10 protein-coding genes are annotated in these 11,515 nt (G+C 60.9%); 8 read left to right on the top strand and 2 right to left on the bottom strand.

Annotated features, from left to right (window positions below; translation table 11 throughout):
* Nucleotides 1-153 precede the first annotated feature (153 nt).
* From E4Z66_RS07865 to E4Z66_RS07880, 4 genes are read left to right on the top strand one after another with little or no spacing between them, the layout of a single operon-like run.
* On the top strand, nucleotides 154-2,085 hold the full coding sequence (locus E4Z66_RS07865; protein WP_136462450.1) for an extracellular solute-binding protein: 1,932 nt from the start codon (nucleotides 154-156) through the stop codon (nucleotides 2,083-2,085).
* A gap of 8 nt (nucleotides 2,086-2,093) precedes the next feature.
* Nucleotides 2,094-3,194, top strand: a complete 1,101-nt coding sequence (locus tag E4Z66_RS07870; RefSeq protein ID WP_136462451.1) for a microcin C ABC transporter permease YejB — start codon at nucleotides 2,094-2,096, stop codon at nucleotides 3,192-3,194.
* Nucleotides 3,194-4,306 (top strand): ABC transporter permease, encoded by a 1,113-nt coding sequence (locus E4Z66_RS07875; protein WP_136462452.1) that lies wholly within the window; start codon nucleotides 3,194-3,196, stop codon nucleotides 4,304-4,306. The genes E4Z66_RS07870 and E4Z66_RS07875 overlap by 1 nt, the downstream gene beginning before the upstream one ends.
* Nucleotides 4,303-5,901, top strand: coding sequence for an ABC transporter ATP-binding protein (locus tag E4Z66_RS07880; protein WP_136462453.1), 1,599 nt, complete (start codon nucleotides 4,303-4,305; stop codon nucleotides 5,899-5,901). Before E4Z66_RS07875 ends, E4Z66_RS07880 begins: the two co-directional genes overlap by 4 nt.
* 49 nt (nucleotides 5,902-5,950) lie before the next feature.
* Here the strand turns inward: E4Z66_RS07880 and E4Z66_RS07885 are convergent, their stop codons facing one another.
* Nucleotides 5,951-7,360 carry a D-alanyl-D-alanine carboxypeptidase family protein gene (locus E4Z66_RS07885; protein WP_136462454.1) on the bottom strand — a complete coding sequence of 470 codons (1,410 nt, stop codon included), beginning with the start codon at nucleotides 7,358-7,360 and terminating at the stop codon, nucleotides 5,951-5,953.
* 277 nt (nucleotides 7,361-7,637) lie between these two features.
* Nucleotides 7,638-8,339 (bottom strand): HAD family hydrolase, encoded by a 702-nt coding sequence (locus E4Z66_RS07890; RefSeq protein WP_136462455.1) that lies wholly within the window; start codon nucleotides 8,337-8,339, stop codon nucleotides 7,638-7,640.
* Between the two features lie 81 nt (nucleotides 8,340-8,420).
* On the opposite strand from E4Z66_RS07890, the gene clpS reads away from it, so the two are divergent.
* The 4 genes from clpS to hemF are packed head-to-tail and all read left to right on the top strand — an operon-like array spanning nucleotide 8,421 to nucleotide 11,508.
* Complete coding sequence (gene clpS / locus E4Z66_RS07895) at nucleotides 8,421-8,762, top strand: ATP-dependent Clp protease adapter ClpS (protein ID WP_136463060.1); 342 nt, start codon at nucleotides 8,421-8,423, stop codon at nucleotides 8,760-8,762.
* 7 nt (nucleotides 8,763-8,769) lie between these two features.
* Nucleotides 8,770-9,750 carry a class I SAM-dependent methyltransferase gene (locus E4Z66_RS07900; RefSeq protein WP_136462456.1) on the top strand — a complete coding sequence of 327 codons (981 nt, stop codon included), beginning with the start codon at nucleotides 8,770-8,772 and terminating at the stop codon, nucleotides 9,748-9,750.
* 27 nt (nucleotides 9,751-9,777) lie between these two features.
* Nucleotides 9,778-10,590 (top strand): SDR family NAD(P)-dependent oxidoreductase, encoded by an 813-nt coding sequence (locus E4Z66_RS07905; RefSeq protein WP_136462457.1) that lies wholly within the window; start codon nucleotides 9,778-9,780, stop codon nucleotides 10,588-10,590.
* 33 nt (nucleotides 10,591-10,623) lie between these two features.
* Nucleotides 10,624-11,508, top strand: a complete 885-nt coding sequence (hemF, locus tag E4Z66_RS07910; protein WP_136462458.1) for an oxygen-dependent coproporphyrinogen oxidase — start codon at nucleotides 10,624-10,626, stop codon at nucleotides 11,506-11,508.
* Nucleotides 11,509-11,515: the final 7 nt, after the last annotated feature.

An 11,515-nucleotide genomic window follows, 5' to 3' on the forward strand; every position in this document is an offset into this window, starting at 1 on the left:
CTGCCAGACGCATGAAGGGCCGCGGGCATCTGCCTCGCGGCCTTTTTTGTTTGCGCGTTTCACAGCCGTTCACACATTCTCAACTTGAATGTTGGACTGCTGACAAATTAGCTTAACTAAACGCTAAATCGGATAAGCCAGAAGGGCAGACGCATGACTCGCACAGCACCCCGAAACGATGCGACGGCAGCAGCGCGGATTAATTCGGGGGGGCGACGATTGGGGCTTCTGGTTCTGATGTCTCTTGCGCTGGCGGCCGGGCAGCTGCGCGCCGAAGAAGAGACTATCGTCAGCCATGGCTATTCCTTCTATGGCGATCTGACCTATCCCGCCGATTTTCCTCACTTCGACTTCGTCAATCCGGACGCCCCCAAGGGCGGCGAGATCAGCTTTGCGCGGCTTGGCACCTTCGATTCGATGAATCCCTATACGCGGCGGGGCCGGGCGCCCGTTCTTTCAACCGTCATGTATGAAAGCCTTCTGGGCGAGGGGGTCGGCACCTCCGGCGCGGCGGATACCTATGGCGAAGGATACTGCCTGCTGTGTGAGCGGCTGGAATACCCTGCCGACAAAAGCTGGGTGATCTTTTACATGCGGCCCGAGGCGCGGTTCTCTGACGGTACGCCGGTAACGGCCCATGACGTTCTGTTTTCGCATAATCTGCTTCTGGAACAGGGGCTTCCGTCCTATGCGGCCGCGGTCAAGAAACGCATCCCCAAGGCCGAAGTGATCGATGATTACACAATCAAGTTCTATTTCGCAGACGGCATTTCGCGGCGCAGCCTGATCGATCAGGTGGGCGGCGTGCCGGTCTGGTCGAAGAAGTGGTACGAAGAAACCGGCGCGCGTTTGGACGAGCCGCGTTTGGAAATCTCTCCCGGCTCCGGGCCCTATATGCTCGACACGTTCGAGGTGAACCGCCGCGTCGTTTACAAGCGCAATCCCGACTATTGGGGCTGGGATCTGCCGAACAACAAGGGGCGCTACAATTTCGACAGCATCCGTGTTGAATATTTCTCTGACGACACGGCCGCGTTCGAGGCCTTCAAAGCGGGCGAGTATACATTCCGGGGCGAGTCCGATCCGGTGAAGTGGGTGCAATCCTATGATTTCCCCAAAGTGCGCAACGGCGCGGTGAAGAAAGAGGCGATCCCGGATGGGACGCCGCCGGAACCCACCGGCATCGTGTTCAACTTGCAACGCGAAACGCTGAAGGATAAGCGGGTCCGCGAAGCTTTGGCGCTGGCCTATAATTTCGAATGGACGAATGAGAGCCTGCAATACGGGCTTTATGCGCAGCGCTATTCCTTCACCCAAGGGTCGCGGCTGGAAGCGCAAGGGGCGCCCGAAGGGGCAGAGCGTGAATTCCTTCTGTCCCTCGGTGATCTGGTGCCGGAGGAAATGCTGAACGAAGAGCCGCGCACCGCCCATAGTTCCAATGCGGAACGGTTGCAGGATCGGCGCAACCTGCGCCGCGCGCTCAAGCTGCTGGATGAGGCAGGCTGGACTGTCGATGACAAGGGCCGCCGGGTGAAAGACGGCAAGCCGATGGAATTGACCTTCCTGTTCAATGCGACCTTCCCGCCCACCCTCGTGGCGGTGATCGACAACTATATCCACAACCTGCGGGCCATGGGCATCGACGTGACCTATGAGAAAGTGGATTCCTCGCAATACACCGTGCGCCAACGCGACAAGGATTTTGACCTGATCTATTCCAATCAGTACCGATCGTTCCTTGGCACCGGCACGGGGCTGCACCAGCAATACGGGTCCGAAGATGCGATTATTTCGCTGTTCAACCCCGCCTCGCTGCAATCGGAACTGGTCGATACGATCATTGATGCGTCGCTCAATGCGTCCTCGCGCGAGGAAGAAGACATGACCCTGCGCGCCCTCGACCGCGCCTTGCGGTACGAATTCTTCATGATCCCGCTGTGGTACAACCCCGATACCTGGGTCGCTTATTACGATCAGTATGACTATCCTGACCCGCTGCCGACCTATGCGCTGGGTCATCTGGATTTCTGGTGGTTCGATGCGGCCCGGAATGAGGAGTTGAAGGCCGCAGGCGCGTTGAGGTAACGACCGCCATGGGCGCTTATATTCTTCGACGATTGCTGCTGGTTATCCCGACCCTGATCGGGATCATGGTGGTCAATTTCACGCTGATGCAATTCGTGCCCGGTGGCCCGGTCGAACAGGCCATCGCCATCGCGCAGGGGCAGGGGGACGTGTTCGGCGGCTTTTCGGGGGGCAATGGCAACGAAGGCCTGACCGAGCTTGAAACCGGGGGCGGCGACGAGAAATACGCCGGCTCACGGGGGCTGCCGCCCGAGTATATCGCCCAGCTTGAAAAGGAGTTCGGCTTCGACAAGCCTCCCGTGCAGCGGTTCCTGGGCATGATGTGGGACTATTTCCGGTTCGATTTCGGGGACAGCTATTTCCAAAGCCAGCCGGTGGTGGATGTGGTGCTGGACAAGCTGCCCGTGTCCCTGACGCTGGGGCTTTGGTCGCTGCTGCTTAGCTATGCGATCTCGATCCCGCTGGGGGTCGCCAAGGCGGTGCGGGACGGCTCGCGCTTTGATATCTGGACCTCGGGCGTGATCATCGCGCTTTATGCGATTCCGGGGTTCCTGTTCGCCATTCTTCTGCTGGTGCTGTTCGCGGGCGGAAGCTACCTTCAGATTTTCCCGCTGCGGGGGCTGACCAGCGACCAGACCGTGTGGGACACACTGTCCTTCTGGGGCAAGGTCAAGGATTACATCTGGCACGCCACATTGCCTATTATCGCCTATACGATTGGCGGCTTTGCCTCGCTGACGCTGCTGACCAAGAACAGCTTTCTGGACGAGATCAAGAAGCAATACGTGGTCACCGCCCGCGCCAAGGGCCTTAGCGAAAACCGCGTGCTTTATGGTCACGTTTTCCGTAACGCGATGCTGATCGTGATCGCGGGCTTTCCAGCCGCGTTCATTGGCATCTTCTTTGGCGGGTCGCTGATTATCGAATCCATCTTCTCGCTCGACGGGCTGGGCCGTCTTGGGTTCGAGGCGGCGGTCGCGCGGGATTATCCGATCTTTTTCGGCACGCTTTTCGTCTTTGGCCTGATCGGTCTGATCGTCGGCATCCTGTCCGACCTGATGTATGTTCTAGTCGATCCGCGTATCGACTTCGAGAGGAGGCAGGGCTGATGGCATTGTCCCCGCTCAACAAACGACGCTTGCGTAACTTCAAGAAGAACCGCCGGGCTTACGTGTCGCTCTGGATATTTGGCGTGCTCTTCGTGTTGTCGCTCTTTGCCGAATTCCTCGCCTATGACAAACCGATCCTCGTGCAGTATCGCGGCAGCTTCTACACGCCGATGGTCAGCTTCTATTCAGAGCAGGATTTCGGCGGCGATTTCCCGACCGAGGCGGATTATTCCGTGCCGGAAGTGCAATGCCTGATCCGGTCCGGCGGGATGGAAGATTGCTTTGACGATCCCGAAGGCGTCATCGACGGCATTCGTGACGGCAGCTATGGCGACGGGGTCGAAGGGTTCCAGAAAGGCTGGATGCTCTGGCCGTTGATCCCCTATTCCTACGACACGCCGGTGAACCGTCCCGGGGTGGCGCCGCTGCCGCCCAATGAACAGAACTGGCTGGGCACCGATGGCACCAAGCGGGACGTTCTGGCGCGGGTCATTCACGGTTTCCGCCTGTCCATCGTCTTTACGCTGATCGTCACCGGAGCCTCGACCATCGTGGGCATCATCGCGGGGGCGATACAGGGCTATTTCGGTGGCTGGGTCGATCTTCTCTTCCAGCGTATCATCGAAATCTGGGGCGCGACGCCGACGCTCTATGTGATCATCATCCTGTTCGCCGTTCTAGGGCGAAGTTTCTGGCTGCTGGTGGCGATCCTGGTGGCGTTTGGTTGGATCAGTCTGGTCGGCGTGGTGCGGGCCGAATTCCTGCGGGCGCGGAACCTTGAATATGTCCGTGCGGCCAAGGCGCTGGGCGTCAGCAATATCAAGATCATGTTCCGCCACATGCTGCCCAACGCCATGGTGGCGACCGTGACCATGCTGCCCTTCATCGTGACGGGGACGATCTCTTCGCTCGCCATCCTGGACTATCTGGGCTTCGGTCTGCCGTCCTCGGCCCCGTCGCTGGGCGAATTGACGCTTCAGGCCAAGCAAAAGCTGGAAGCGCCGTGGCTGGCCTTTACCGCCTTTACCGTGTTTGCGGTGATGTTGAGCCTGCTGATCTTCATCTTCGAAGGGATCCGTGACGCGTTCGATCCCAGAAAGACCTTCTCGTGACGACTGCACCGATATTGGACGTTCAGAACCTGGCTGTTGCCTTCCGTCAGGATGGCACGGTGACAGAGGCCGTGAAGGGGGTCAGCTTTTCCGTGGCGCGGGGTGAGACCGTTGCGCTGGTGGGGGAAAGCGGGTCGGGTAAATCCGTGTCCGCCCTGTCGACCGTGGCACTGCTGGGCGATAGCGCCGAGGTGTCCGGCTCTGTCCAATATGACGGGCAGCAGATGATCGGTGCGTCGGATCGATTGCTGCGCAAGGTCCGGGGCAACGATATCAGCTTCATCTTTCAAGAGCCGATGACCTCGCTCAACCCGCTGCACACGATTGAAAAGCAGCTGGGCGAAAGTCTTGAGTTGCACCAGGGCGTTCAGGGCGATGCGGCACGGGCGCGGATATTGGAACTGCTGGACAAGGTCGGCATCCAGAATGCCGAACAGCGCCTCAAGGCCTATCCGCACGAACTTTCCGGCGGTCAACGGCAGCGCGTCATGATCGCGATGGCGCTGGCGAACAAACCCGATCTGCTGATTGCGGATGAACCGACGACCGCGCTGGATGTGACCATTCAGGCGCAGATCCTCGACCTGCTGGCAGAGCTGAAAGCGGCCGAGAATATGGGCATGCTGTTCATCACCCATGACCTTGGCATCGTGCGCAAGATCGCTGACCGTGTCTTCGTGATGGAAAAGGGTGTCGTTGTCGAAAGCGGCCCCACGGACGCGCTTTTTGCCAATCCGCAGCACCCATATACGCAGAAACTACTGGGGGCGGAGCCGACCGGGCGCCCCGAACCGGCGCCATCTGATGCCGAAACGATCGTGGAGACAGAGAACCTCAAAGTCTGGTTCCCGATCAAGCAGGGCTTTTTGCGCAAGACCACAGGCTATGTGAAGGCCGTCAACAGCGCGACGCTGTCGGTGCGCGCGGGGGAGACTTTGGGCATCGTCGGGGAAAGCGGGTCCGGCAAGACGACCCTTGCACTGGCGATCATGCGGCTGATCCAATGCGAAGGCCGCGTTGCGTATCTGGGGCAGGATTTGCAGGGATGGAGCACGCGCGAATTGCGGGCGCTGCGCAAGGATATGCAGATCGTGTTCCAGGACCCGTTCGGCAGCCTCAGCCCCCGTATGACCTGCGCGGAGATCATCGCCGAAGGGCTAGGTGTTCACCGGGTCGATCCGCATCGCGCCCCCCGCGATCTGGTGGCAGAGATCATGACCGAAGTGGGGCTCGACCCCGCCGCGATGGATCGCTACCCCCACGAATTCTCGGGCGGGCAGCGCCAGCGTATCGCGATTGCGCGCGCGATGGTGCTACGTCCGAAGCTGGTGGTGCTGGACGAGCCGACCTCGGCGCTGGATATGACGGTGCAGGTGCAGATCGTCGAATTGCTGCGTGGTTTGCAGAAAAAGCACGATCTGGCTTATCTGTTCATCAGCCATGACCTCGCCGTGGTGCGGGCCATGTCGCATAAGGTGATGGTGATGAAGCGGGGCGATGTGGTCGAATATGGCAGCGCCGATGCGCTGTTCGACAATCCGCAGTCGGATTACACGCGCGAATTGCTGGCCTCTGTCTCCTTGCGGGACGCATAGGCCAGCACGCGCCGGGGTGATGCCCCGGCGGCGCTACGATTTTTCAGGATCAGCCGGGGCCGATGGTCGTGCAGGAGATATTGCGCGCTTGCAGTCTCCGGCAGGCGAGTTCCGCGGAATCGCGGGTCAGCCCAAGGAAGTTCGCATCGAAGCCGCGTGAGTTGCGCACGACTTTGCGCAAGCTGCCGTCCAGCGTCGCCATCTCTGTCAGTGCGGTTTTCAGCAGAACGGTCTCTGCCTTGAACCGGCTGGGATAGCGCCCGACATTCACGCCCCAATGACGCCCGCCAGAGGTCGAGGCGCGGGTGACGACCTCTTGCGTGGGGATCTGTTTGGGGGCTGGGGTCGCCAACAGCGCCGCTGGGCGCAGGGCCGGGCGGGCAGAGGCATCAAGCAGCGCGACCGCTTGTTCGGTGGGGGTATCTGCGCCGACATTGACCTCGTTCCGCGCCGTTTCGATCTGCGCTTCGGCAAGGGCCTGCGCGATATCGTCCGGGTTCACGGTGTCTTCATAGGTCGGCTCTGGCGCGGGTTTCGGCGCGGCGCTTGCGACCAGCACCGGTTCGGACCGGGGCCGGATCATGGGGCGCAGGCTTTTCTTGACGGCACCGCTGACGCGGATTGTCTTGCCCGCGCCGCCTTGCGTGGCCGCGCCCGCATAGACCGGCGGGCTGGGTTTGCGCACCGGCGCGCTGGACGGGGAGCGACGGAAGCCCATGTCCAAAAGCTCGGCCACACGCGCGTTGCGCGAGGTGGAGGATTTGCCGCCAAAGACCGTCGCGATCACCCGTTCATTGCCACGTTCGGCAGAGGCCACAAGGTTAAAGCCAGCCGCGCGGGTATAGCCGGTCTTGATCCCGTCCGCGCCGCGATAGCTTGCCAGCAGCCGCCGGTTGGTGTTGGCCACCGTCTTGATCCCCGCATCGGTCGATGTGCGCGAGAACAGGTTGTAATATTCGGGGAAGTCATACAGCAGGTGCCGCCCCAGAATGGTCATGTCGCGGGCGGTGGACTGGTGCCCTGCTTCTGTCAGGCCATGCGCGTTCTTGAAGGTCGTGCGGGTCATGCCAAGCGCCTTGGCGGTCCGGTTCATCCGGCGTGCGAAGGCGGCCTCCGACCCGGAAATCGCCTCGCCGATGGCCGTGGCCGCGTCATTCGCGGATTTCACCGCTGCCGCGCGAATCAGGTAGCGCAGCGCAATCTTCTGCCCGGCGCGCAGCCCCAGCTTCGACGGAGGCTCTGCCGCCGCGTTCTTGGAGATACGGATCTTCTTGTCGAGAGAGATTTCCCCACGCTCCACCGCTTCGAACGCGATATAAAGCGTCATCATTTTGGTCAGCGATGCCGGATGCAGCCGCGTATCGGCGTTGCGCGAATGGAGCACCTCGCCGGTGCGTGCATCCATCACCATGGCTGCATAAGGTGCTGCGCGTGCCGACAGGGGCACAATCAAACACATCCACAAGATCGCAAGGAAAAACAGCCCTAAACGGGCTGACGAAATACGTGCCGCCTTCACGTTGAACCTGCCTTTTCTGCCTCATGACCGCCGGTTTTCCGACTGGCCTTTTCATTATTACCGTAACGCTAACACATGAGCGGCTTTCGATAAACCCTGAGATTCATTGGCAATCCACCTTTTTGGTTAACGCGCTGGCGCTAGATATTGCGGCTGAAGGCGGGGGATTTACCAAACCAAGGAATGTGGCGGGAATGTGGCGGCTTTGTGTCCAGACTCACCCGATTTGCTCTACCAGCTCGGCAAGGTGGCTGAGATCGGGAATGTCGCGATAGCGGTGATGCCCGTCAGGGGGATCGGCCTTTTCGATTTCCCATTCCAGACCGTGCGGGACGAACACGCCCCAACCGCCGATTTCGACCATGGGCACCACGTCGGATCGCATGGAATTGCCCACCATCATCGATTTCTCGGCCCCGTCGCCATGCGCCGCGAAAATCCGGGCGTAGACCTCCGGTGTCTTGTTCGAGACGATCTCGACCCCGTGGAACATCTCGCCGATGCCCGATTGCGCCAGCTTGCGTTCCTGATCCATCAGATCGCCCTTGGTGATCAGCAATACCCGGTGGGACTGCGCGACGGTCTCGACTGCTTGGCGCGCATGGGGTAGCAATTCGATCGGATGTTGCAGCATGTCCTGCCCCGCCTCCAGCAGTTGCGCGATCACGCGGGCGGGGACTTTTTCCTCTGTCACCTCTATGGCGGTTTCGATCATCGACAACACGAAGCCTTTGATCCCGAACCCGTAATGACCAAGGTTGCGCCGCTCTGCCGCGAGAAGCCGCTGCATCAGGCGGTCCTTGTCGGTATAATCGGCCAGCAGCTCTGCAAAATGCTCCTGAGTCAGGTGAAAGAAGCGTTCATTGTGCCAAAGCGTGTCATCCGCGTCGAATGCAACGGTGGTAAGCTTGGGTGACATTCTGTCGGGCCTCTTTTCTAATTCTCAAGACAGTCTATATAGAGGCCGAGCCAGATTGGACCCAACAGAATCCCTTGCATGATGATACGTGACGACTGGAACATGGCAAACGGCGACTCCGATGACAGCGATGCGTCTGTCATCGTCGAGACACGTCCCAAGACCCAGCGCCCGCCGCTGTACAAGGTTTTGTTGCTGAACGACGACTACACGCCGATGGAATTCGTTGTGCATGTGCTGGAGCGTTTCTTCGGCATGAACCACGCGCAGGCGTTTGAAATCATGCTGACCGTTCACAAGAAAGGTGTCGCGGTGGTCGGGGTGTTCAGCCACGAGATCGCGGAAACCAAGGTCGCTCAGGTCATGGATTTTGCGCGGCGGCATCAGCACCCGCTGCAATGCACCATGGAAAAAGAGGACTAAGCGGCGCTTGTCCACGCGTCTGACCCTTGCCGCGCAGGCCGGGGCCATCGTCGATGGCTCGGATGGACATGTCCTGCTGTTTTGCGCGCCCGATACGCTTGATATCAGCGTCTTTGGCACGATGCGGATTACCGTCGTGCAAGACATGATGCCCGCCGCCGCGAATTGGGCGGCGCGAGGCGTGACGACTGTATCGCGTGCGGAAGAAGACGCGGATTTGGCCGTGGTGTTCCTGCCGCGGGCCAAGCAGGCGGCGCGGGATGTGATCGCGCGTGCGGCCCAGCGGGCAGGGCGTGTTCTTGTGGATGGTCAGAAAACCGATGGTGTCGATGCGTTGCTCAAAGAGGTGCGCGCCCGAACAGAGATTCTGGGCACCGTCGCCAAGGCGCATGGCAAGCTCTTCTGGTTTGATGCGGCCTCTTTCGAAGATTGGATTGCGGCGCCGGGCTTGATCGATGGGCGCTGGCACGTGGTGCCGGGCGTGTTTTCTGCCGATGGGGTCGATCCCGGCTCTGCGCTGCTGGCGGCGCATGTACCGGCGGCGCTGTCTGGCCGTGTTGCGGACCTTGGCGCAGGCTGGGGCTATCTCTCCGCACACATTCTGGACGCCTGTCCCAAGATCACCGAATTGCATCTGGTAGAGGCGCAGGGCGCGGCTCTGGATTGCGCGCGCCAGAACGTCACCGACGCGCGCGCGCGGTTCCATTGGGCCGATGCGACCACATGGGCGGGTGAGACCGCCTTTGACGCCGTGGTGATGAACCCGCCGTTTCACACAGGCCGCGCAGCAGAGCCGGACCTTGGCCGCGCCTTCATCGCCTCTGCCGCGCGTCTTCTGCGCCCCGGTGGCACGTTGTGGATGGTGGCCAACCGCCACTTGCCTTATGAACAGGCGCTGCGCGACTCCTTCGCGGAGTTCGCTGAAATCGGCGGCACAAACAAGTTCAAGATCGTCAAGGCCTTGGCCAAGCCGCGCGCGCGGCGCTAGACTCGACGCGAAAACGGAGAGAATTCCATGTCCTTTTCCATCGCTGGCAAGACCGCCATCATTACTGGCGCGGCCAACGGCATCGGCCTTGCGGTTGCGCGGCACTTCGCAGAAGCCGGGGCGAACGTCATGTGCGCCGATCTGGACGAGGCTGCGCTTGTGTCCAACTTTCAAAAAGCGCGCGAGGAAGAGGACGACACCAGCAACCTGCGCTATTTCGCGGGGGATTTGCGGGAACGTCTTACCATCGCGAACCTGATCTCGGCCACGATCGACGCCTTCGATACGGTGGATATCCTCGTCAATGCCTCGCGCCAGTTCGCTCTGACGGATTTGTCGGACCCGGAAGATGACAGCGTCGATACGCTGCTGGAACAGAATATGGGCACGGCCCTGAAGTTGAGCCAGGCCGTCGCGCGCCGGATGATCAAACAGGCGGAAGACCAGGAAGAAGGCCCGGTCGGCACGATCATCAACCTGTCGTCGATCATGGCGAACCGCACCCGCGAGGGGCTGATGGGCTATTCGATTTCGGCGGCGGCGGTGAACCAGATGACGCGCTCGCTGGCGCTGGCGCTGGCGCCGAACCGTATTCGGGTGAATGCCGTTGCGCTTGGGTCGGTGATGTCGGCCTCCATGCAGGTGGCGCTTCGGGAAAACCCTGAATGGCGCGACCAGATTGCGGCCTGCACCCCGCTGGGCAAAATCGGCAATCCATCGGATCTGACCCATGTGATCCAGTTTCTGGCCAGCGATGCGTCGGCCTTTATCACTGGCGACATTTTGACGGTCGATGGCGGCCGCTCGCTGCTTGACCCGGTCGAGGCGCTGGCGCACTGACGCGGGCATCGTTCCGGGCAAGGGAGGCAATCGATGACAGACGAGTTTGAAGGTCGCAAGGCCAAGGCGGCTGGGTGGTTCCGGCAGTTGCGCGATGATATCGTCGCCGCGTTCGAAGGGCTGGAGGACAGCCAGACAGGCACCGATGCCGCCCCCGGACGGTTCGAAGTCACGCAGACGAAGCGCCAATCCGACGACGGTTCGGATGCGGGTGGCGGCTTGATGGGCGTGATGCGTGGCGGGCGCGTGTTCGAAAAAGTCGGCGTCAATGTTTCGGTCGTGCATGGCACGTTGGGCGAACGGGCGCAGGCGGCGATGATGGCGCGCAAGGGGCTGCCGGGCATGGCGGACGATCCGCGCTTCTGGGCGTCGGGCATCAGCCTTGTGGCGCATATGCAGAACCCGCATGTCCCGGCGGTGCACATGAATACGCGGATGTTCTGGACGCCACATGCGTGGTGGTTCGGCGGCGGATCGGACCTGAACCCCTGCATCGAATATGACGAGGACACGGCCCATTTTCATGCAGAGCAGAAGTCCCGTTTGGACCCGCACGGGGCCGATCTGTATCCCCGGCTCAAGGCATGGGCGGATGAGTATTTCTTCATTCCGCATCGTGGACGTGCGCGCGGGGTCGGCGGTATCTTTCTCGACGACCATTGCACCGGCGACTGGGACAAAGATTTCGCGCTGATACAGGATATCGGGCGCGCCTTCTTGCCGGCCTTTGTGCCGCTGGTGGAACGCCGCCGGGTGCAGGATTGGACCGATGCGGACAAGGACACGCAGCTGGTGCATCGCGGGCTCTATGCCGAATACAACCTTGTCTATGACCGGGGCACGAAATTCGGGCTGGAAACCGGCCATGACGCCAACGCGGTGCTGATGAGCTTGCCGCCCATGGCCAAATGGGTCTGAGCTAACC

It is taken from the genome of Aliishimia ponticola, assembly GCF_004803475.1.
Classification (GTDB): domain Bacteria; phylum Pseudomonadota; class Alphaproteobacteria; order Rhodobacterales; family Rhodobacteraceae; genus Aliishimia; species Aliishimia ponticola.